This is a genomic window from Streptomyces sp. NPDC052682 (genome assembly GCF_040678435.1).
Taxonomy (GTDB): Bacteria; Actinomycetota; Actinomycetes; order Streptomycetales; family Streptomycetaceae; genus Streptomyces.
Window position 1 is genome coordinate 1 of the sequence record NZ_JBFATS010000012.1, and the last position, 19,953, is coordinate 19,953.

Annotated in this window: 21 protein-coding genes; 8 read left to right on the top strand and 13 right to left on the bottom strand. The window is 73.2% G+C overall.

The window, feature by feature from the left end; all coding sequences use genetic code 11:
* Nucleotides 1–355 precede the first annotated feature (355 nt).
* The 3 genes from AB0K80_RS20020 to tgmB all read left to right on the top strand — a co-directional run bounded on the left by AB0K80_RS20020 (nt 356) and on the right by tgmB (nt 2,042).
* Nucleotides 356–667 (top strand): YkvA family protein, encoded by a 312-nt coding sequence (locus AB0K80_RS20020; protein WP_365671402.1) that lies wholly within the window; start codon nt 356–358, stop codon nt 665–667.
* Between the two features lie 180 nt (nt 668–847).
* Nucleotides 848–1,039 (top strand): putative ATP-grasp-modified RiPP, encoded by a 192-nt coding sequence (gene tgmA / locus AB0K80_RS20025; protein WP_365671404.1) that lies wholly within the window; start codon nt 848–850, stop codon nt 1,037–1,039.
* A gap of 16 nt (nt 1,040–1,055) precedes the next feature.
* The gene (gene tgmB / locus AB0K80_RS20030; protein ID WP_365671406.1) at nt 1,056–2,042 is read left to right on the top strand and encodes an ATP-grasp ribosomal peptide maturase; all 987 of its coding nucleotides are present in this window, start codon (nt 1,056–1,058) and stop codon (nt 2,040–2,042) included.
* Between the two features lie 25 nt (nt 2,043–2,067).
* Here the strand turns inward: tgmB and AB0K80_RS20035 are convergent, their stop codons facing one another.
* The 3 genes from AB0K80_RS20035 to AB0K80_RS20045 all read right to left on the bottom strand — a co-directional run bounded on the left by AB0K80_RS20035 (nt 2,068) and on the right by AB0K80_RS20045 (nt 3,815).
* Nucleotides 2,068–2,295 carry a hypothetical protein gene (locus AB0K80_RS20035; protein WP_365671408.1) on the bottom strand — a complete coding sequence of 76 codons (228 nt, stop codon included), beginning with the start codon at nt 2,293–2,295 and terminating at the stop codon, nt 2,068–2,070.
* Between the two features lie 249 nt (nt 2,296–2,544).
* Nucleotides 2,545–2,796 (bottom strand): DUF5133 domain-containing protein, encoded by a 252-nt coding sequence (locus tag AB0K80_RS20040; RefSeq protein ID WP_365671410.1) that lies wholly within the window; start codon nt 2,794–2,796, stop codon nt 2,545–2,547.
* A gap of 161 nt (nt 2,797–2,957) precedes the next feature.
* Nucleotides 2,958–3,815: an aldo/keto reductase gene (locus tag AB0K80_RS20045; RefSeq protein ID WP_365671412.1), complete on the bottom strand. Its 858-nt coding sequence runs from the start codon at nt 3,813–3,815 to the stop codon at nt 2,958–2,960.
* Between the two features lie 237 nt (nt 3,816–4,052).
* On the opposite strand from AB0K80_RS20045, the gene AB0K80_RS20050 reads away from it, so the two are divergent.
* Nucleotides 4,053–4,523: a TrkA C-terminal domain-containing protein gene (locus tag AB0K80_RS20050; RefSeq protein ID WP_365671844.1), complete on the top strand. Its 471-nt coding sequence runs from the start codon at nt 4,053–4,055 to the stop codon at nt 4,521–4,523.
* A gap of 99 nt (nt 4,524–4,622) precedes the next feature.
* Here the strand turns inward: AB0K80_RS20050 and AB0K80_RS20055 are convergent, their stop codons facing one another.
* Nucleotides 4,623–5,849: a cation:proton antiporter gene (locus tag AB0K80_RS20055; protein WP_365671414.1), complete on the bottom strand. Its 1,227-nt coding sequence runs from the start codon at nt 5,847–5,849 to the stop codon at nt 4,623–4,625.
* 490 nt (nt 5,850–6,339) lie between these two features.
* Nucleotides 6,340–6,657, bottom strand: coding sequence for a DUF3040 domain-containing protein (locus AB0K80_RS20060; RefSeq protein ID WP_365671416.1), 318 nt, complete (start codon nt 6,655–6,657; stop codon nt 6,340–6,342).
* A 396-nt stretch (nt 6,658–7,053) separates the two neighbouring features.
* Here AB0K80_RS20060 and AB0K80_RS20065 point away from each other — a divergent pair, with 396 nt between their 5' ends.
* Nucleotides 7,054–7,611 (top strand): GNAT family N-acetyltransferase, encoded by a 558-nt coding sequence (locus AB0K80_RS20065; protein WP_365671846.1) that lies wholly within the window; start codon nt 7,054–7,056, stop codon nt 7,609–7,611.
* 88 nt (nt 7,612–7,699) lie between these two features.
* On the opposite strand, the gene AB0K80_RS20070 is transcribed toward AB0K80_RS20065, so the two are convergent.
* Nucleotides 7,700–8,446: a methyltransferase domain-containing protein gene (locus AB0K80_RS20070; RefSeq protein ID WP_365671418.1), complete on the bottom strand. Its 747-nt coding sequence runs from the start codon at nt 8,444–8,446 to the stop codon at nt 7,700–7,702.
* On the opposite strand from AB0K80_RS20070, the gene AB0K80_RS20075 reads away from it, so the two are divergent.
* The 3 genes from AB0K80_RS20075 to AB0K80_RS20085 all read left to right on the top strand — a co-directional run bounded on the left by AB0K80_RS20075 (nt 8,434) and on the right by AB0K80_RS20085 (nt 11,585).
* A complete protein-coding gene (locus tag AB0K80_RS20075; protein WP_365671420.1) occupies nt 8,434–9,066 on the top strand; it encodes an HIT family protein in 633 nt (210 codons plus the stop codon). The genes AB0K80_RS20070 and AB0K80_RS20075 overlap by 13 nt on opposite strands.
* Before the next feature lie 113 nt (nt 9,067–9,179).
* Complete coding sequence (locus AB0K80_RS20080; protein WP_365671423.1) at nt 9,180–10,067, top strand: Gfo/Idh/MocA family oxidoreductase; 888 nt, start codon at nt 9,180–9,182, stop codon at nt 10,065–10,067.
* Nucleotides 10,068–10,382: 315 nt separating this feature from the next.
* A complete protein-coding gene (locus AB0K80_RS20085; RefSeq protein ID WP_365671425.1) occupies nt 10,383–11,585 on the top strand; it encodes a glycoside hydrolase family 64 protein in 1,203 nt (400 codons plus the stop codon).
* A gap of 51 nt (nt 11,586–11,636) precedes the next feature.
* Here the strand turns inward: AB0K80_RS20085 and AB0K80_RS20090 are convergent, their stop codons facing one another.
* The 7 genes from AB0K80_RS20090 to AB0K80_RS20120 all read right to left on the bottom strand — a co-directional run bounded on the left by AB0K80_RS20090 (nt 11,637) and on the right by AB0K80_RS20120 (nt 19,897).
* Nucleotides 11,637–11,849 (bottom strand): hypothetical protein, encoded by a 213-nt coding sequence (locus AB0K80_RS20090; protein ID WP_365671427.1) that lies wholly within the window; start codon nt 11,847–11,849, stop codon nt 11,637–11,639.
* Between the two features lie 202 nt (nt 11,850–12,051).
* Nucleotides 12,052–12,540, bottom strand: a complete 489-nt coding sequence (locus AB0K80_RS20095; protein ID WP_365671848.1) for a DUF5709 domain-containing protein — start codon at nt 12,538–12,540, stop codon at nt 12,052–12,054.
* A 120-nt stretch (nt 12,541–12,660) separates the two neighbouring features.
* A complete protein-coding gene (locus AB0K80_RS20100; protein ID WP_365671429.1) occupies nt 12,661–13,842 on the bottom strand; it encodes a HoxN/HupN/NixA family nickel/cobalt transporter in 1,182 nt (393 codons plus the stop codon).
* Nucleotides 13,843–13,985: 143 nt separating this feature from the next.
* Nucleotides 13,986–14,834, bottom strand: coding sequence for a proteasome subunit beta (gene prcB, locus AB0K80_RS20105; RefSeq protein ID WP_365671432.1), 849 nt, complete (start codon nt 14,832–14,834; stop codon nt 13,986–13,988).
* 75 nt (nt 14,835–14,909) lie between these two features.
* Nucleotides 14,910–16,406, bottom strand: coding sequence for a hypothetical protein (locus AB0K80_RS20110; protein WP_365671434.1), 1,497 nt, complete (start codon nt 16,404–16,406; stop codon nt 14,910–14,912).
* A gap of 402 nt (nt 16,407–16,808) precedes the next feature.
* Nucleotides 16,809–19,163 (bottom strand): glycoside hydrolase family 65 protein, encoded by a 2,355-nt coding sequence (locus tag AB0K80_RS20115; protein WP_365671436.1) that lies wholly within the window; start codon nt 19,161–19,163, stop codon nt 16,809–16,811.
* Nucleotides 19,160–19,897 carry a beta-phosphoglucomutase family hydrolase gene (locus AB0K80_RS20120; protein ID WP_365671438.1) on the bottom strand — a complete coding sequence of 246 codons (738 nt, stop codon included), beginning with the start codon at nt 19,895–19,897 and terminating at the stop codon, nt 19,160–19,162. Before AB0K80_RS20120 ends, AB0K80_RS20115 begins: the two co-directional genes overlap by 4 nt.
* Nucleotides 19,898–19,953 lie beyond the last annotated feature (56 nt).

Sequence of the window (19,953 nt, forward strand, 5' to 3'; positions counted from 1 at the left end):
GCCCACAACCCCCAAACCCCCACAAGCAGCCGCCGGGGGGGGGGCCCCGCCGGCGGGCCCCCCCCGCTCCACGCGCGTGGTGCGACGGCTCAGTCGGCCGTCCCGCCCGCCTCGGGTGCGGGGCCGGAGAACGGCGCGGCAACGCGCACCGTCTGACCCCTCACCAGGCACACCCGTGGCACCGGGCCGCCCGACTGAGCCGACCGGATGACGGCCGAACGCCCCGTGGCCCGCCCGCGCTTGCCCGGCACCGGCCCCGCGCCCACATGTCCGGTCCCCGACGCCATACCGCCGCCGTAAACGGGCATTCAGGTAAGGACGCGTGTGTCACGCACGCCGGGAGGAGGTCAGCCCAGTGGATACGACCACCGCGGTGATCACCGTGGCCGTGGTCCTCGCGGCCGTCGTGCTCGCCCTCGCCGTCGGCGTCCTGGTGCGGCTGATACGGACCCGCCGGGACCTGCGGCGCGCGGGGCTGCCGACCGGGCCGCGCTGGGTGTTCTGGGGCGCGGTGCTGTATCTCGTGCTGCCCACCGACCTGCTGCCCGACCCGGTGTACCTGGACGACATCGGCGTCCTCCTCCTCGCGCTGCGCAGCGTCCGCGGCTCCCTCGGCGAGCGGGACTCGGCGGCGGAGCGGCGACAGGACGGCGCACCCGTGCGCTGACGCGGCACCACACAGCGCGACGACAGCGGAATCTCAGCCCCCGGAACGACTACGGACCGTAAGGAAACCAACCACCCGTTCGATTCGTATAAGTCTCTGGAAGCCGAAGCAGGCCGACGGACCGGGCGGCGACGCACGGGACCGTCACGCGATCGGCGCAGTACCGACGAGGGAGAGACGATGCAACCGTTCGCGCTCAACTACGCCCGCCCGGCAGCGCAGTTGGAGGCGGCCACTCCGTATGCGTACGACGCCGGGCTCCAGTTGAACGTGCTCAGGGACGGCCGGGTGGCCGCCTGCGACCACGCCCTGCTGAGGGAAGTGGGGACGACGACGTCCACCGCGGGGTCCAAGACGCACTTCGACGACTGACCGCGGGCCGTCGACGATGACCGTGCTGATCCTCACCTGTGAGGAGGACGTGACCGCGGACATGGTGGTCGTGCACCTGCACGCAACCGGCGTTCCGGTGGTCCGTCTCGATCCCGCCGACCTGACCGGCGGGGTGGCGCTGTCCGGCGAGTACGTCCACGGCCGTTTCCGCGGCCATCTGTCCGCGGGCGGCCGGCTGGTGAGCATCGGCGGGCTGCGGTCGGTCTGGGTGCGCCGCCCGGGCCCCCCGGCGGGGCGGGCGGCCCAGCCCTCGGCCTGGCTGACCGAGGAGGCCTCCCAGGCGCTCTACGGGATGCTGCGCGGCTCGGACGCGCGCTGGATGAACCACCCGGACGCGGCCCGCCGGGCCCGGCACAAGCCGTGGCAGCTGCACCTCGCCCAGCGGTGCGGTCTGCCGGTGCCCGCCACGCTGATCACCACGTTCCCGCGGGCGGCCCGGGAGTTCGCCGAGCGCTATCCGGACCTGGTGGTCAAGCCGGTCTCCGGTGCGCATCCGCAGGACCCGCCGCGGGCGGTGCCGACCAGCCGGGTGGCGCCGGACGCGGACTTCTCGGCGGTCGCGTTCGGGCCGACGCTGCTGCAACGGCGGATCGCCAAGCGGGCCGACATCCGGCTCACCGCGGTGGGCGACCGGCTTTTGGCCGCGCGCAAGACGACCGCGCCGGACGCCGACCCGGACGAGGTCGACGTACGGTTCGCCGCCCCCGGTGCGCCGTGGCAGCCCGTCGAGGTCCCGCCCCGTACGGCGGAGGCGGTGCGCGCTTACCTGCGGGAGGCCCAACTGGCGTACGGCGCTTTCGACTTCGTCGAGGACGCCGACGGCACCTGGTGGTTCCTGGAGTGCAACCAGTCGGGGCAGTTCGGGTTCGTGGAGGTGGAGTCGGGCCAGCCCATCGCCCGCACCATCGCCGAGTGGCTGGCGCACCCGGCAGGGCCCGAGACGACCGCGCCGCTCAACGGGAAGAACACGGCGGTGTCGTGACACCGGGCGGCCCTGCCCGCGGTGCTCAGTGCGGCCGCTGTCCCGGCAGCAGGGCGGAGCGTTGCCAGCCCGTGCCCGGATGCTGCGGCCGGTCGAGGCCCGGGGCCAGGCCGGGGGTGAGGCCCGGGGACTGCAGAGGCCGCATGACCAGCTCCAGTTCCCTGCTCACGCGTTCGGCCTCCCGGCGTACCTGTGCGGGCACGTCGCCGCACTCCGCGATGAGTCGGTCGTAGATGGGGGAATCCTGGAACACCCGTCAACGTGCCTTTCTGCTCGTAGGCCTCCGTACGGAGACACGAGTGCGAGTGTAGGCGCCCAGGCGCTCAGAGGTGCGAGTTCCCCCGTCCCCCTTGACGGCAGGCAGGTGCGCGAGGCAGAAACCGGGCGACGGGTGTGGTCACCTCGCCTGCACCGCGTTCCGCGAAAGAACGGCCGCCTGGGCGGCCCCCCGTGCGGGGGGCCGCCCAGGCGGCGTCCGATCCGCGTCCAGGCGGACGCGATGTCACACGGCCAGCGACAGGCCGTTCTCCCCGTCCGGGTCCGCGGCCTCGGACCGCCCCTTGGTGAGCAACAGCTCGTCCGCCTTGGCGATGGCGTCGTGTATGCGGGAGGTCCCCATCATCACGCACAGCGTGTAGCTGACGTCCTCCAGCTCGCGTGCGGCGGCCGGCGTGTGCCGCTCCGCCTGAGCGATCCGCAGCGACGCGTATCGCGTCAGCAACTCCCTGACGACCTTCGGGTCCGGTACGAGCACGTAGCGCCCCTCTCTCGATTTTCGCTGCGTATGCCCGAACCAGACGGAAACATTCACACCTTTCTCTCAGCCGGCCGGATTCGACGAGTTTTTGTTGTCCGCTGATCACCCGTCAGACATGGCTGCCCTCCGGCACCGCTCCAGGCGCGGGTCGGACAGGCTCAGGCGGCGTCGAGCTGTGCGAGTTCCCCGGCGGTCAGGGCCAGGTCGGTGGCGGCGGCGGAGTCCCGGATGGTCTCCGGACGGCTGGCGCCCGGGATCGGGATGACGACGGGCGACTTGGCGAGCATCCAGGCCAGGCACACCCGTTGCGGGCTCACTCCCCGGTCCTCGGCGACGCGGGCGAACGGGGCGTGAGCGGAGCCCAGTTCGCCGGCCCGGGAGATACCGCCCAGGGGGCTCCAGGGCAGGAAGGCGATGCCGAGTTCGTCGCACAGGCGCAGCTCGGGCTCGCTGGAGCGGAAGGCCGGGGAGAACTGGTTCTGCACGGAGACCAGCCGGCCGCCGAGGATGCCGGCGGCCTGCCTGATCTGCTCGGGGTTCGCGTTGGAGATCCCGGCCATGCGGATCTTCCCCTCGTCCAGCAGGTCACGGATCGCGCCGACGGACTCCTCGTACGGCACCCGGGGGTCGGGGCGGTGGAACTGGTACAGGCCGATGGCCTCCGCCCCGAGCCGGCGCAGGGACGCCTCACAGGCCTCCTTCAGATGCCGGGGGCTGCCGTCCAGCGTCCAGCTGCCGTCGCCCGGGCGCAGATGACCGCCCTTGGTGGCGACCAGGACGTCGGCGCCCCGGGGGTGGGAGGCCAGGGCCTTGGCGACCAGGGTCTCGTTGTGGCCGACCTCGTCGGCGTCGCGGTGGTAGGCGTCCGCGGTGTCGATCAGGGTCACGCCGGCGTCCAGCGCGGCGTGGACGGTGGCGAGGGAGCGCTCCTCGTCCGGTCGTCCCTCGATGGACATGGGCATCGCGCCCAGACCGATCGCGCTGACCTCGACGTCACCGATGCGGCGGGTGTGCATGTGCGCGTGACCTCTTCCGGCTGTGGGGGCGGCTGGCGCACTCCAGCGTGACCGCCGGGTGGGCCGGGGTCCAATAGAAGAAGGAGAACGCATTCAGCACTCGGCCGGCTGAATCGGGGCCGGGCACACCGCGCGCGGCCGCTGACCGGCTGGTTTCGGCGGCTCGCTAGGGTGTCATCAACGTTGTGCCGGAAAGACACCCGACGGGACAGGGGGACAGCAGTGGGCGCCGCACGCATGCGCAGTACGCCGTTGCCCGGCATCGGGGTCCGTTACGACCTGGCCACGCGGGAGCAGCGCCGGCTGTCGGTGGTGGCTCACCGGGACGGGTCGCGGACGCTGAACGCCTACCAGGAGGACGACCCGGACGCCTGCGCGCTGTCCGTACGGCTGACCGAGGGGGAGGCGTCGGCCCTCATCGACGCGCTGATGCCGGCCCACCACAGCCCGAGCCTGCTGTCGACGACCGCGCTCGGGCTGGTGGCCGAGCGGATCGAACTGTCGTCGACCTCGCACTGGAACGGGCGGCACCTGGGCGAGACGCGGATGCGTACGGAGACCGGGGTGTCGATCGTGGCGGTGCTGCGCCGCGCCGAGGCGATTCCCTCGCCCGGACCGGAGTTCCGGTTGGCGGGCGGGGACGTCCTGATCGTGATCGGCACCCGGGAGGGCGTGGACGCGGCCGCGTCGATCCTCGGGCGGGAGTGAGGACCTGCCCCGGGCGGGCCCCATGCGCTCACCCGCCATCGCCATGGGCATTCAGCCGCCCACCTGCAAGGCCTGCGCCGAGCAGACCTCCACGGAGGATCAGCCGTTCGCGTGTACCGCCTCGACCGCCTCCGCCGTCGAGGCCTTCGACGCCGTCTCGAGCGGACGCTTCGCGCGGCGGCGCGGCAGGCGGCGGGCGACGGGTTCGGTCCAGCGGGCCGCCAGCGGGCCGACGATGACCAGGATCAGGACGTACGCGGTGGCCAGCGGGCCGATGCGCGGTTCGACACCGACCGCGAGCCCGGCGATGACGATGGAGAACTCGCCGCGGGCGACCAGGGTGCCGCCGGCCCGCCAGCGGCCCTTGGCCGAGATGCCGGCGCGCCGCGCGGCCCAGTAGCCGGTGGCGATCTTGGTCAGGGTGGTGACGGCGGCCAGGGCGAGGGCCGGCAGGAGTACCGGCGGGATGTCCGCGGGGTTGGTGGTGAGGCCGAAGAAGACGAAGAAGACCGCCGCGAACAGGTCCCGCAGCGGGGTCAGCAGGTTGCTGGCCCCCTCGGCGACCTCGCCGGACAGCGCGATGCCCACCAGGAACGCGCCGACCGCGGCGGAGACCTGAAGCTGCTGGGCGATGCCGGCGACGAGCAGGGTGACGCCGAGCACGACCAGCAGCAGCATCTCGGCGTTGTCGGAGGAGACCGCGCGGCTGACCAGCCGGCCGTGCCGCAGCGCCACGTACAGGACCGCGCCGACGGTGCCGAGGGAGATCAGCAGGGTGACGGCGCCGCCCGCCAGGCTGACGCCGGCCAGCAGGGCGGTGAGGATCGGCAGGTACACGGCCATGGCCAGGTCCTCCAGGACCAGGACGCCGAGGACGACGGGGGTCTCGCGGTTGCCGAGCCGGCGCAGGTCGCCGAGGACCTTGGCGATCACCCCCGAGGAGGAGATCCAGGTGACGCCGGCCATGGCGACGGCCGCCACCGGTCCCCAGCCCAGCAGCAGCGCCAGGGCGGCGCCGGGTGCGGCGTTGAGGACGAAGTCGACCGCGCCGGAGGGGTACTGGGTCCTGAGGGTGGTGACGAGTTCGGACGCGCTGTACTCCAGTCCGAGCAGGAGCAGCAGAAGCACCACGCCGATCTCCGCCCCGGTGGCGATGAACTCCTCGCTGGCCTGCAACGGCAGGATGCCGCCATGGCCGAAGGCGAGTCCGGCCAGGAGGTACAGGGGTATGGGGGAAAAGCCCACCCGGGCGGCGAGCCGTCCCAGCAGCCCCAGGCCGAGGATGATCGCCCCGAGTTCGATGAGCATGGCGGTGGTGTCGTGCACGGGCGTCTGACCTCCGTGGATCGGTGCGGTGGCGGCGTCTGTGCCTCTGCGGGTGCCCGTGACCGGCCCGGCTACGGGCTGTTCGTGGGGGTCACCACAGGTGCGGGTGTCCCGTCGGGACCGGTCGGGAGCGGGCCGAGCCGGGTGTCACGACTCGACGGGACCGGGGTGGTGAGGTGGGGCGCGGCCGGGCGGGGGCGGCGTACCGCTCCGCTGCCGTGGGCCGCTCGGATCGCGGGTGCGGGCGCGCCTCGGCGCGCGGGCGGCTCAGGCCGCCGTGCCGGTATCGGGGACTCCGTCGCGGGCGGGGTTGTCGACGCGCACGTGGACGACTCCACTCATGTCACGCCCCCATCACGTCGGCCCGGTGTGTCTCACGACCAGCATTTGAACGGATGAGCGAAAAAACGCTCAGTGGAGCGTATGCGCTCGATAAAGAATTCTAGCGCAGCACACATGTCGATCACCGCGGAACGGACTTAGCGTGCCCTCATTCGGGGGTGTGGCCGTCCCGCGCGTGCCGGCGCAGCGGCCTGGGCCGCCGCCCCGGACGAACCCGGTGGGGGTCGAACAACTCCACCGAGATGCCGGTGAGGACCAGTCCGGTGGCGATGAGCAGCCCGTCGGCCACGGCGATTCCCGTGCCCAGTACGGCCAGCGCGGCCCCCAGCGCCCACCAGGCGCGGGTGTGCCGGTACTCGCGGGGCCGGGCCGGGCGCCCGGCCCGCAGGGCGCGGGCGAACCGGGGATCGTCCCGCTCCAGTCGCGCCTCCAGGGCGACCAGACGGTCGTCGTCGGACTGGGGCATGCTCCTCCTTCCCGGCCGGGCCGGTGATCCGTGTGCGGGGCAGCGGCCGGGTACGGTCCCAACCCATCGGTCACGGGGGCAGTTGCGGCTGTGGCGGAGCTGACGGGCCGGAGCGATCAGCCCGGCCCGGATCGCGGCGGCCTGCGGAGAGAGACCCGGGCGTACACCATCCCACCGCGCCCTCGTACGCGGCCCCCGGCCTCCGGCGGCTCCCGTCTGCGAGCCCCTTTCCATTGTTCCTGGCCCCGGGAATCCACAAACGCCGCCGCCACGGCCTCGTACGCGGCGGCGACCGGGTCCGGCTGGCCTGTGCTGGACGCTCCCGCGTGCTCGACTGCCCGGCCGAGAACGGCTTCGGACCGGCTCGTAACCGCCTACGCTCGGCCCGTGAAACCGATCACCGCACCGCTCCGGGCGGCCGCCACGCCGTCGGCTCCCGCTCTCGCCCTGCGTCCTTGGAGCCCCGGCGACGCGGCGCCACTGGTCGAGATCCACCGGGACGCGGCCCTGCGCCGCTGGACGAGTACGGCCCTGGACGACGAGGCGAGCGCGGCGCGGTGGATCCGGGACCAGCAGTCCGGGTGGCGCGAGGGGCGCCGCTACGGGTTCGCCGTCGTGGAGCCCCGGGAGGGCGGCGCGGGTGAGCGGCTGGTGGGGAACGTCGTCCTCAAGGGCGTCTCCCCCGGCGCCCCCTCCGCCGAGGTCGGCTACTGGACCGCCTCCGCCGCCCGCGGCCGGGGCGTGGCTCCGCGGGCGCTGCGGGCGCTGACGGCCTGGGCGTTCGCCACGTTCGCCGCCGAGGGGCTGACGCGCCTGGAGCTTGTGCACCAGGTGGACAACACGGCGTCGTGCCGCGTCGCGGAGAAGAGCGCCTACGGGCTGGCCGCGGTGCTCCCGGCGTCACCGCCCGCGTTCCCGCTCGAGGGGCATGTCCACGTGTGCGTACGCGAGTGAGCCGGCGAACGGGCGAAAGCCCCGGGCCAGGGCACAACACGCCCTGGCCCGGGGCTGACCGGCCGTCTGCTCGTGGAACGGCGTACCGTCAGCGCGCCATCAGCGCGAAGACGCCCCAGCCGAGGTACTCCCGCTCGTAGCGCGCGTAACGGACGGGATCGGTGGTGAGTTCCGCCCGCACGTCCGCGGCCAGTTCGTCGTCCTGGTTCCGGTCGAGCCAGCGCCGCAGGTTCGACCATTGCGCGGCCCGGTACCGGTCCCAGCTGTCCTGGTCGGCCAGGACCATCTCCACGACGTCGTACCCGAGCGTGCCGAACTGGGCGAGGAGCTCGGGCAGCGGCAGGAAGTCGGCCCTGTCCCGGGCGTGGCACGCCTCGACGGTTTCCTGGTCCGGCGGTTCCCGGCGCCAGTAGGGCTCGCCGATCAGCATCAGGCCGCCGGTACACAGGCTGCGGCCGAGCAGCTCGACCGTGCCGGGCACCCCGTCGCCGATCCAGGTGGCGCCGACGCAGGCGGCGACGTCGACCGGCTCGCGCGAGACGTGGCCGCGGGCGTCGCCGTGCACGAAGGCGACCTGTCCGGCGACGCCGAGTTCGGCGGCGCGCGCCCGGGCCCGGTCGAGGAAGACCGTGCTGATGTCCACCCCGGTTCCGCTGATGCGGTGCTCGCGTGCCCAGGTGCACAGCATCTCGCCGGATCCGCATGCGAGATCGAGCACGCGGGTGCCGGGCGTCAGGTGCAGGGCCCGGCCCAAAGCGGCGAGTTTCTCAGGGGTGAACGGGTTGTGGATACGGTGGCTGCTTTCGCGCAGCGTGATGATGCGTGGCAGATCCACGGGAAAGATCCTTCGGGTCCGTCGGGGTCGTCGAGTGCATCGGATCCCTTGCGTTCCTTGGCCGCCGGCCGCGGCCGGCCGCCGTCGCTCCCACCATCATCGAACGCACCTCACTCGGGCCCGGGGATCTGCACGGAGGGGCCTGGTGGCCCCGGCAGAAGCTAACGCGGCGCACACCGCGCGTCCACGGGTTTTCGGCCGACGGCGCCCACTTCGCAGGGGAACTGCCCGGACGGTTCGTCTGGCAGGAGCCCGAGGTCGCCGCCTTCCTCACCATCGCCCCGCTGACGCCCGGTCACACACTGGTGGTGCCACGGCAGGAGCTGGACCAGTGGACCGACGCGGACGGCGCGTTGCCGGCCCGCTGCATGACCGTGGCGCAGGCGATCGGCCGCGGGGTGAAGCACGCCTGGGACGCGCCCCGGGCCGGGCTGCTCATCGCGGGCTTCGAGGTGCCGCATCTGCACATCCACGTCGCGCCCGCCTGGGGCATGGGCGACCTGGACTTCTCCAAGGCCGGCGCGGAGCGGGACGAGGCCTCCCTCGACGAGGCGGCGGTCCGGCTGCGCGGCGCGCTGCGCGAGCTCGGCTTCGGCGCGCACGTCCCCGGCGAGGGCTGAGCGGCGTACGCACCACGGGGGTTGCTCTGCGGCCGGCCGGGTGTGACACGCTCGGCGGTGCGGGAGACCGGCAGCGGCCGGTCTCGGGTTCCGGATGGACGGAAGGCGGCGGTATGCGCACAGGACTGCTCGGCACCGGCCCCTGGGCGCGGGCGGCGCACGCGCCGGCCCTGAGCCTGCACGAGGGGCTGGAGTTCGCCGGTGTGTGGGGCCGCCGCCCGGACGCCGCCAAGGAGCTGGCCGCCCGGTACGGCGTACGTGCCTACGACGATGTCGAGGCGCTGCTGCGCGAGGTCGACGCCGTGGCGGTGGCGCTGCCCCCGGGCGTTCAGGCCGACCTGGCCGTGCGGGCGGCGCGCGCGGGCTGTCATCTGCTGCTCGACAAGCCGCTGGCCCTGACGGTGGCGCAGGGGCGGGCGGTGGTGGAGGCCGTACGGGAGTCCCAGGTGGCCTCCGTGGTGTTCTTCACGGCCCGTTTCCAGCCGGAGCCGCAGGCGTGGATCGCCGAACAGGCGTCGGCGGGCGGCTGGTTCACCGCCCGGGCGCAGTGGCTCGGTGCGGTGTTCACCTCCGACAGCCCGTTCGCGGCCTCGCCGTGGCGGCGGGAGAAGGGCGCCCTGTGGGATGTCGGTCCCCATGCCCTGTCCGTGCTGTTGCCGGTGCTCGGCGACGTGCGGCGGGTGACGGCGGCGGCACCGGGTCCCGGCGACACCGTCCATCTCGTCCTCGACCACACCGGCGGCGCCTCCAGCACCCTCACCCTGAGCCTGACGGCCCCGCCCGCGGCGGCGGGTGCCGTCGTGGAGCTCCGGGGCGAGGCCGGGGTCACGCTTCTTCCGGACAGTTCCGAGGGAGCGGTTCCCGCGTTCGTGCGGGCGGCGGACGCCCTGCTCACCGCTGTGCGCACGGGCCGTGCGCACCCGTGCGACGCCGCCTTCGCCCTGCGGGTGACGGAGATCCTCGCGACGGCGCAGGAGCAGCTCGACGGCCGCTCCGCCTAGCCACGCGGCATGGGAGTCCATCGCGGGCGCCGGAAAGCGCTCCCGGGCGGCGGTGTGGCTCAAGGGAACCTTAAGCCGGCGTCAAGCGAGCCTGATGGACGGCCGGTCCGGTCAAGTACGCCCCTTTTCAGGCCTGTTGGGGAGCGGCGGTTCGGTTGGCAGCAGCAGGACCCGTGCATAGCATCAGGGCCCCGCGGCGGCGTAGGCGAACGGCCTGAGAGCGCTCTCACACCCCCCAGTGCGGTCTCCGGGCTTCCCCCCGCGCGTTCGCCGCCGCGCCCCACCCGCACGAGCACCACAGGAGACCCCCCACACATGACTCCCCGTCACTCTCGCCGTCCGGCCCGCCGTACGTTCCTCGCCGCCCTCGGCGGAGCCGCCGTCGCGGCACCCGCCGTCGCCGCCCTGGCTCCCCACGCCCTGGCGGACGCGACCGGGAAGAGCGGCACGGCGGCGGCCGGCTCCCTGCCGCTGACGATCGTCAACGGCAGCGGTTCCTTCACCGACGCCGACGTCCACGTCTACATCGTGGGCAACCAGGACGGCCGGCAGGTGCGGCTCACGCCCGACGGCACCCTGGCCCCGGTCGCCCTGTCGGACAACGGCCCCGACGGTTTCGCCGACTACGCGATCGGCCTGGCCGGCAGCGGCGGGACCCGGCTGTCCCTGCCCTACATGTCCGGCCGGATCTACGTCTCGCTCGGCGCGAAGCTGAAGTTCAAGGTGGTGACCGACGGCAACGGCGCCCCGGCCCTGCAGTACCCGGCCGGCTGGGTGGCCTCCGACCCCAGCTACGGGGTGCTGCACGACTGCGCCGAGTTCACGTACAACGCCTCCGGCATGTTCTGCAACACCACCATGGTCGACATGTTCAGCGTGCCGCTGAGCATCCGGCTGACCGGCGCCAAGGACCAGACCACGGGCACCCTGCGCAAGGGCGGCCGGGCGGCCGCGTTCGCCGCCGTCCGGGAGGTCGAGGAGTTCGCGCGGCTGGTGGTGGACGACACCCGGATCATCGCGCCCGGCCACGGCCTGGACGCCGGGCTGTTCCCGAAGGACTACCTCGCCCCGTACATCGACGAGGTGTGGAGCACGTACACCGGCCGGGACCTCACCGTCACCACCAACGCCGGCACGTTCACCGGCCGGGTGCGCGGGGACCGGTTCACCTTCGACGGGCCCGCGCAGGTCTCCTTCGGCAGGCCGTCCACGCGGGACGTGCTCTTCTGCGACGGCGCGCTCGCCGCCCCGAACGACGGCACGACCGGTCCGGTCGCCGCCGTACTGGGCGCCGGCTTCAACCGTTCGACGCTGCTGAGCCACCCCGCCCAGCCGGTCACCGACCCCTCGGCGTTCTACCGCACCGCCCTGACCAACCACTACGCCAAGGCGCTGCACGCGGCCACCGAGGACGGCAAGGCGTACGGTTTCGCCTTCGACGACGTGGCCGACTTCGCCTCGTACATCCAGGACACCGCCCCGACCGGGCTGCGGCTGACGCTGACGCCCTTCGTATAGCACCCGCCACGGTGTGAGGGGGGTGCTCGTGGGCGCACCCCCCTCATGGGATCAGGGCAGGATCTTGTCCAGTGCGGCGGGTCCCTCGGCGTCCAGCTTGCGCCGGGCCCATTCCAGGTTGCGCGGAGTGAGGTCCTTGCCTGAGGCGAGCACCAGGTCCTCCGGCGACACATCGGTGCCGGTGCGGGCGTGGAGCACGCTGTCCGGAGTGGTGCGTTCCCCGGGCGGCCGTGACGCGGACGCGTCGGGCTGTGACGTCGACATCTTCTCTGCTCCCTCGGATCCGGATCGCTGTCGCGGCCCCGGTGCTGTCATCGGGTCCGATATCACCCTTCACCGCCGGAGCGCGCCGTGCATCCGGAGGAGCGCGGGCACCACCCGAGGGGCCGCTTGCTTCGGCTGGAGCGGTACCTTCCCCGGGCCCGGCGGAAACCTGCGACCCGCCCGGCGGCGGCCGCGCGCCGGATCAGCGGCCCTGTCCGCTCTCCGGCAGGGCCTCGTCGTCCTCCACGACGTGCACGGCCGCCTCCTCCGCACCGGCCGCTCCCCCGTCGATGCCCACGTCGGCGGCGACGGACTCGCTGGTGGTGTCGGTGCGGACGCCCTCGTCCGGGGCGACCAGACGGCCCGCCCGGCCGGTGCCCGCCTCCGGGTCCACCGGCTCGCCCTCACCGTCGGGCGTGTCGCCGATGCCGTCGCCGAGCGGCTCGGACACGTCCGGGACCTCCTGGGCCAGCCGCTGGTCGAGGGTCTCGCCGTCGTGCTGCTCGGCGGCCGTGGTGCCGTGCTTGGTCACGCCGAGCGGCTTCTCCGGCGGGGAGTAGCCCTCGTCGAGGGTGTCGTCGTAGGTGCGTTCGTCGACGGCGTCCTGCAGGTCGAGGGGCGCGGCGTCCTCCTGTTCCTCGTTGGTTCCGGTGGGCTGGTACGCGTCGTCCGCCATCGCCTCGGGGCCCATCGGTTCCGTGCCCATGACTGCCTCCCTGTCGCGCTGCGTCGACTCGTCGGTCTGACGTCGTGCGTCGGTGTCACATCGGGTGTCTCACGTGTCCGATCCGCGTTTCCCGTTACGCGGCGTCTAACCTCGGTCGCCCGGGTGATCACCCGCACACCCCGGCTCCGCCGGCCGGAGGTCCGCCGTCCACCGCTGCTCGATCCGGCCGAGCCTCCACACCAGCAGCGCCACCGCCCAGGCGGCGAAGAACAGGGCGACGACGACGTAGCCGAGGGTGTTGAGGTCGATGCCGGAGACCCAGTCCCAGAACGCCCCGCGCAGGGCGAGCTTGTCCGCGAGCAGGCCGAGCAGTTCGACGGTGCCGATGAGCAGGGCGACGGCGACCGACAGACCCGTGACGGTGAGGTTGTAGTAGACCTTGCGGACCGGCTGGGAGAAGGCCCAGCCGTAGGCGAAGTTCATGAACGAGCCGTCCACGGTGTCCAGCAGGCACATCCCGGCGGCGAACAGGACGGGCAGGCACAGGATCGCGTACCAGGGCAGGCCCGAGGCGGCGCCCGAGCCGGCCAGGACGAGCAGGGCGATCTCGGTGGCGGTGTCGAAGCCGAGGCCGAACAGCAGCCCCAGCGGGTACATCTGCCACGGCCTGGACACCCACCGCATGACGCGGCCCAGGAGGCGGTTCAGCAGGCCGCGGTTGTTCAGCTGTTCCTCCAGGGCGGCCTCGTCGAAGGCGCCGGAGCGCATCCGGCGGAACACCTTCCAGATGCCGGCCAGGACGACCAGGTTGACGGCGGCGATGGCGTAGAGGAAGGTGCCGGAGACGGTCGTGCCGATCAGGCCGGTGATCTCGTGCAGCGAGGAGCCGTCGTCGCGGACCGGCCCGGCCAGGCCCTTCACGCCCAGCGAGAGCAGCAGCGCCAGCGCGAAGACGACGCTGGAGTGCCCGAGGGAGAACCAGAACCCGACCGACAGCGGCCGCTGCCCCTCCCCCATCAGCTTGCGGGTGGTGTTGTCGATCGCGGCGATGTGGTCGGCGTCGAAGGCGTGCCGCATGCCGAGCGTGTACGCGGTCATGCCGATGCCGATGCCGAACGACTCCGCGCCGATGCGGTGGTGCTCCGGGACGACGACGGCGACCAGCGTCACCCAGCCGATCAGGTGCAGGGCCACGATGAAGCCGGCCATCCCCCCTGCCCTGATCCACTCCTGCCGCGTCAGGGAGGTGCGGACGCGGACCCGGGCCGTGGGAGGGGCGGCGGCCCGGGCGGGGAGGGTCGGAGTGGAGTCAGGGGCGGCCGTCATCGGGGGAGGGACCTTCCGGCGGGACTTTCGGTGCGGACGGCTGCGGGCAACAGCCTCCTGTCATCCTCCAGTAGCTGCAACTTATGTGCAGTAAAGGCCGTGGCAGGTCTTCTCCATGGAAGGGGAAACTCCCCGCCGGTCCCTCACACGGCCGCGTGCGGCCCGTCCGGCCGGTTCCCGCGCTGCTCGACCGTCTCGCGGCTGAGCTGCTCCGTCTCGGCCTCGTCCAGCCGCTCGAAGCCGTCCTCGGTGATGACCGACACGACCGGGTAGATACGGCGGGTCAGGTCCGGGCCGCCGGTGGCGGAGTCGTCGTCGGCCGCGTCGTACAGCGCCTGGAGGGCGGCCAGGGCCGCTTCACGCCGGGACAGGTCCGGCCGGTACAGCTTCTTCAGCGCGCCGCGCGCGTACGGGGAGCCCGAGCCCTCGGCGTGGAAGCCGTACTTCTCGTAGGTCCCGCCGGCCACGTCGTAACCGAAGATGCGGCCCCGTGCGCCGTCCGGTGCCGTGAGGTCGTATCCGGCCAGGAGCGGGACGACGGCCAGGCCCTGCATGGCCTGGCCGAGGTTCTGGCGGATCATGCCGGCCAGCCGGTTCGCCTTCGCGGCGAGGCTCATCGGGGTGCCCTCGACCTTCTCGAAGTGCGTCAGCTCGACCTGGTACAGCTTCACCAGGTCCAGGGCGAGGCCGACGGAGCCCGCGAAGGCCACGGCGGTGTGGTCGTCGGCGGGGTGCACCTTCTCCAGGTCGCGCTGGGCGATCAGGTGGCCCATGGTGGCCCGGCGGTCTCCGGCGATCAGCACCCCCTCGCGGTAGGTCAGCGCGAGCACGGTCGTGCCGTGCGGAACGCCCTCGGCGCGCACGCCGTCCGGCAGCAGGCGGCGGGTGCCGAGCAGCTCGGGGCGGTGCGCCGCGAGGAACTCGGTGAAGGACGACGTCCCCGGAGTGAAGAACTCCTCCCCCAGCCGGCCGTCGTGCTCGTGCACCGTCATGACACTCCCCCTCGTCCGTCGCCCGACACCCCCACTCCTACCTGAACCGGCTGGAGCGGAAACACCCGTCCGGGCTCAGCCGCGGCCCTGCCGCAGTGACGCCGGGGCGATGCGGACCTCGAGGTCGCCGATCCGGTGCGCGGGCCAGGACCGGGCGTAGCGCGGCGGTGTGCCGCCTGCCTCGGCGATGTGGGCGACGGGGATCCGGCGTGCGGTGTCCCGGATCTCGGCGCTGGTGGTGTTCTCGTTGTGGCCGGTGGTCGCCCCGGAGGAACACCGCGCGTAGTAGCCGAGAGGGATGGCCTCGTAGCCGGTGACCAGGCAGGGTGGCCGTACGCCGAGGCGGTGCAGTTCGGTGGCGGTGCGGGCCCAGTCCCGGCGGCTGTCGGCGTTGCGGTCCACGACGCGGGTGAGGACGGCGAACTGCACCGCCAGGTGGCCGGCCAGCCCGAGCGCGACCAGCGTCGCCACGACCGGCCGCCACCGTCCGCCGGGTGCCTTGACCAGGTGCCACAGGGCGTCGGCGACGGGGATCACCGCCAGCGCGTAGGCGGGCAGCAGGAAGCGCGGGGCCGCGTAACCGATCATGAACAGGTACGGGAGCGCGGCCGTGGTGGCGCAGGCCAGCGGCAGCAGCGTGCGGGTCGTACGGCGGGCCCGGACCGCGACGGCCAGGCCGAGGGCGGCCAGCAGCGGCAGGGCGAACCACCACAGGACGAGCAGGGGGTGGGGCATCGCCCCGGTGCACGGTCGGCACAGGGCCCGGCCGCCGAGGCTGCGCAGCTGGTCCTCCACGGCGATCTGCCAGCCGAGGCCGCCCTGGATCGCGGAGGCGTCGTGCAGCCGCTGCGCGAGACCGCCGTAGCCGACGTACGCCTCGATCACCCACTCCACCGCGCCCGCCGCGAGTCCCACCAGGAGCGTGAGCAGCAGCCGCCAGTGGCGTCGCAGCAGGGCGACGGCCAGCAGCGGCACCGTCACCCACACGGCGTCGGTGGGCCGCATCCACGCCATGAGCATCGCTCCGGCGCCGACGCCCCACAGCGCCATCCGTGCGGTGGGGTCGGAGCGGTACCGCAGGAAGCAGCCGACGCTGATCAGGGCGCCGACCGCGACCCAGTAGTTGGGCATGGCCTGCGGACCGTAGAACAGGGTCACCCACAGGGAGGCGAACAGGGCGCCGCCGGCGGCGAGCACCCGGGTCGGGAACAGGCCCCGCCAGGCCCGCAGGGCCAGGTAGAGGCCGAGACCGGAGAGCAGGGCGAGGTAGACGCGCAGCAGCGGGGTCGAGGACGACCAGGACGCGATGGGCGCGACCAGCAGGGAGACGCCCCGGGCGCGCGGGGCGCTGAAGAAGGCCGCCGGCGCGTGGTCGGTGACCTGGCTGACGTACACGACCTCGTCCCAGCCCAGGCCCAGCACCGGGCGTACGAGGAGGAGCTGCGCCAGCGTGAACGCGCCGGCCACCGCCGCGAGCGGACCGCGTCCGCCGGCCCGGCGGGACGTGCCGGGCCCGGTCGTTCTCTCGCCCCGTCGCATACTTTCGAGGATGGCGCCGCCGCCGCTGGTCATCGTCCGCCTCTCCCTCACCCCCTACGTGCCGTAGGGCCGCCGAGCCCCTCGCAGCCTCGGATAGCGGAGGCTGACCCAGGGAAGATCACGCACAAAGTAACCCCGATGGAACGGATGTGCAGGCGGTATCGGCCAACTGCCTGACGGTTGGCGGGGAAACAGCCGGTCGGGCCGCTACGCGGGCGCTGGTGAGGCGGTCGCCAACGGCGCGCACCCCCGGCCGCCGTCCGGCGCGGGCGGCGGTGCCGGGCGGCCGGTCCGGCGAGGCGGCGGGCGAGCACCGCCGACCGGCCCGGCGGCCGGGCGCACGGCACGCCGGGCGGTGGGGCCGACGCGGGCGCCGGTCAGGCGGTCGAACGGCGCGCATGCCCGGGGCGGCCGGGCGACCGAGCTCGTGCGTGTTCAGCGGGGGTTAGGTTTGCGGTGCGGGGGCTGTTCGGGGGTCGGGCGGGGCTTGGCCGGGGGTACGGGGCGGGTGACCGGGGCGTCCTCGCGTACGGTCAGTTCGTCGCCGTGGTGCGCGAGTGTCAGGGGCGGGCCGGAGCGCAGGGTGTACGTGGCCTGGTCCGGGGTGATCTCCACGCGCAGGCACCGGCCGAGGAACTGCACCGTGAAGGCGAGCCGGCTGAACGCCTGGGGCAGGCGCGGGGCGAAGCGCAGGTTGCCGTCCTCGCAGCGCATCCCGCCGAACCCGGCGACCAGGGCCAGCCACGTGCCGGCCAGGGACGCGATGTGCAGCCCGTCGCGGGTGTTGTGCTGGAGGTTGTGCAGGTCCATCAGCGCGGCCTCGCCCGTGTAGGCGTACGCCAGGTCCAGGTGGCCCGTCCGGGCGGCCATCACGGCCTGCACGCACGCCGACAGCGAGGAGTCCCGCACGGTCAGCGGCTCGTAGTAGGCGAAGTTGCGGGCGATCTGCTCCTCGTCGTGGAACTGCTGGAAGTAGCTGCCGCAGGTGTACATCGCCAGCACCAGGTCCGCCTGCTTGACGACCTGCTTGCGGTACAGGTCGAAGTAGGGGAAGTGCAGCATCAGCGGGTACTGGTCCGGGCCGGTGCCGGCGAAGTCCCAGCGCTGGTAGCGGGTGAAGCCGGAGTGCTGTTCGTGCACGCCGAGGTCGTCGTTGTAGGGGACGTTCATCGCCTCGGCGGCGGCCCGCCAGGAGGCGCTCTCCTCGTCGTCGACACCGAGCCGTTCGGCCTGGTCGGGGTGGCGTTTGCAGGCGTCGGCGGCGGCCAGCAGGTTCGCCCGGGCCATGAGGTTGGTGTACGTGTTGTCGTCGGCGATGGCGGTGTACTCGTCGGGCCCGGTGACGCCGTCGATGTGGAAGACGCCCCGGTCGTCATGGTGCCCGAGGGAGCGCCACAGGCGGGCGGTCTCCACCAGCAGCTCGACGCCCACCTCCCGCTCGAAGTGCTCGTCGCCGGTGGCCGCCACGTACCGCACGACGGCGTCGGCGATGTCGGCGTTGACGTGGAAGGCGGCCGTGCCGGCCGGCCAGTACGCGGAGCCCTCGGAGCCCTCGATGGTGCGCCAGGGGAACGCGGCGCCCCGCAGGCCGAGCTGGGCGGCGCGTTCCCGGGCGGCGTCCAGGGTGTTGCGGCGCCAGCGCAGCGCCTCGGCGGCGGCCTTCGGTTCGGTGTAGGTCAGCAGGGGCAGCACGAACGCCTCGGTGTCCCAGAAGGCGTGCCCGTCGTAGCCCGATCCGGTCAGGCCCTTGGCGGGGATGGCGCGCTGTTCGGCGCGGGCGCCGGCCTGCAGGACGTGGAAGAGGGCGAAGCGGACGGCCTGCTGGATCTCCTCGTCGCCGTCGACCTCGACGTCGGCGCGCGCCCAGAAGTCCTCCAGGTAGGCCTGCTGCTCCCTCAGCAGGCCCTGCCAGCCGCTGTGTGCGGCCGCCGCCAGGGCCGCCTCGACCTGGTCGCTCATCGCGGGACGGGAACGGGCGCCGGACCAGCCGTGCGCCACGAGTTTCTCCACGCGCAGGGTCTGCCCCGGCTCCAGCACGGACGTGACGGTCAGCCGGGCCACGTCCACGTTGCTCTCGCTGGCGGTGGTGGTGCGCTCGGGCCCGGTGACGACGTGGTCGGCGGCGACGGCGACGCGCAGGCCGCTGCGGCGGGTGCGGTGCACCAGGCGCAGCCGGTTCCCGGCGGCCAGGTCCTCCTCGGGCTCCAGGGGCGACTTCAGTGCCTTGGCCGCACGGGGGTCGCCGTCCGGCTGGGGCAGGCTCTCATTGGCGACTAGTTCCGACTGCACGACCACGCGGGTGCGGCCGTCGACGGGCTCCACCTCGTACGCCACGGCGGCGATCGCGCGCTGGGTGAGGGAGACCAGCCGGGTGGAGCGCACCCGTACGGTGGACCCGGCGGGTGAGGTCCACTCGCAGGTCCGCTCCAGCACGCCCCGGCGCAGGTCGAGGGTCCGCTCGTGCCGTACGAGGCGCCCGTAACGCAGGTCGAAGGGCTCGTCGTCGACCAGCAGCCGCAGCACCTTGCCGTTGGTGACGTTGATGGCGGTCTGGCCGGACTCGGGGTAGCCGTAGCCCGCCTCCGCGTACGGCAGCGGGTGCAGTTCGTAGACGCCGTTGAGGTAGGAGCCGGGCAGGCCGTGCGGCTCCCCCTCGTCGAGGTTGCCGCGCCAGCCGACGTGCCCGTTGGACAGCGCGAACACGGACTCGCTCTGGGCCAGGACGTCGAGGTTGAGTTCCGTCTCCCGTACGGTCCACGGCTCGACGGCGTACGCGCGCTGTGCGATCACTCCTTGCCTCCCAGCTCGGCGAGGTCCTTCACCACGACGTCGGCGCCGTGGGCGTACAGCGCGTCGGTCTGCCCGACGCGGTCGACGCCGACGACGTACCCGAAGCCGCCCGCGCGGCCCGCGTCCATGCCGGCCAGGGCGTCCTCGAAGACGGCGGCTTGGGACGGCTCGACGCCGAGGTCGTGGGCGGCGGCCAGGAAGGTGTCCGGGTGCGGTTTGCCGGGCAGCTGCCGCTCGGCGGCGACCACGCCGTCGATGCGTACGTCGAAGAAGTGCTCGGCGCCGATCGAGCGCAGCACGTCCCGGCAGTTGGCGCTGGAGGAGACGATCGCGGTCCGCAGCCCCTGGGCGCGGACCGCCTCCAGATAGCGCAGGGTGCCCTCGTACGCCTCGACGCCGTCGGTGCGGATCTTCTCCAGGAGCAGCTCGTTCTTGCGGTTGCCCAGGCCGTGCACGGTCTGCGCGTCGGGTGGATCGTCGGGGGTGCCTTCGGGCAGGTGGATGCCGCGCGAGTCGAGGAAGGTGCGCACCCCGTCGGCGCGCGGGCGGCCGTCGACGTACTGGTCGTAGTCGTCGCTGCCGAACGGCCGGACGTCGTCCCCCTCGCGTGCGCGCAGGAAGGCGTCGAACATCTCCTTCCAGGCGGCCGCGTGCACCACAGCCGTCTTGGTGACGACCCCGTCGAGGTCGAAGAGGCAGGCCTGGATGTCGTCGGGAAGACCGAGCTGCGTCATACAGGACCGGTTCCCCGCGACGGCACCGTCCACTTTGTGGCGCACGCCACACTGGG

Excerpts from the sequence above, each read along its gene's own strand:
- tgmA (WP_365671404.1), top strand. The coding sequence starts at position 848 with ATGCAACCGTTCGCGCTCAACTACGCCCGCCCGGCAGCGCAGTTGGAG.
- tgmB (WP_365671406.1), top strand. The coding sequence starts at position 1,056 with ATGACCGTGCTGATCCTCACCTGTGAGGAGGACGTGACCGCGGACATG.
- AB0K80_RS20045 (WP_365671412.1), bottom strand. The coding sequence starts at position 3,815 with ATGCACACCCGCCGCATCGGTGACGTCGAGGTCAGCGCGATCGGTCTG.
- AB0K80_RS20050 (WP_365671844.1), top strand. The coding sequence starts at position 4,053 with ATGCGCAGTACGCCGTTGCCCGGCATCGGGGTCCGTTACGACCTGGCC.
- AB0K80_RS20060 (WP_365671416.1), bottom strand. The coding sequence starts at position 6,657 with ATGCCCCAGTCCGACGACGACCGTCTGGTCGCCCTGGAGGCGCGACTG.
- AB0K80_RS20080 (WP_365671423.1), top strand. The coding sequence starts at position 9,180 with ATGCGCACAGGACTGCTCGGCACCGGCCCCTGGGCGCGGGCGGCGCAC.
- AB0K80_RS20085 (WP_365671425.1), top strand. The coding sequence starts at position 10,383 with ATGACTCCCCGTCACTCTCGCCGTCCGGCCCGCCGTACGTTCCTCGCC.
- AB0K80_RS20090 (WP_365671427.1), bottom strand. The coding sequence starts at position 11,849 with ATGTCGACGTCACAGCCCGACGCGTCCGCGTCACGGCCGCCCGGGGAA.
- AB0K80_RS20095 (WP_365671848.1), bottom strand. The coding sequence starts at position 12,540 with ATGGGCCCCGAGGCGATGGCGGACGACGCGTACCAGCCCACCGGAACC.
- AB0K80_RS20100 (WP_365671429.1), bottom strand. The coding sequence starts at position 13,842 with ATGACGGCCGCCCCTGACTCCACTCCGACCCTCCCCGCCCGGGCCGCC.
- prcB (WP_365671432.1), bottom strand. The coding sequence starts at position 14,834 with ATGACGGTGCACGAGCACGACGGCCGGCTGGGGGAGGAGTTCTTCACT.
- AB0K80_RS20110 (WP_365671434.1), bottom strand. The coding sequence starts at position 16,406 with ATGACCAGCGGCGGCGGCGCCATCCTCGAAAGTATGCGACGGGGCGAG.
- AB0K80_RS20120 (WP_365671438.1), bottom strand. The coding sequence starts at position 19,897 with ATGACGCAGCTCGGTCTTCCCGACGACATCCAGGCCTGCCTCTTCGAC.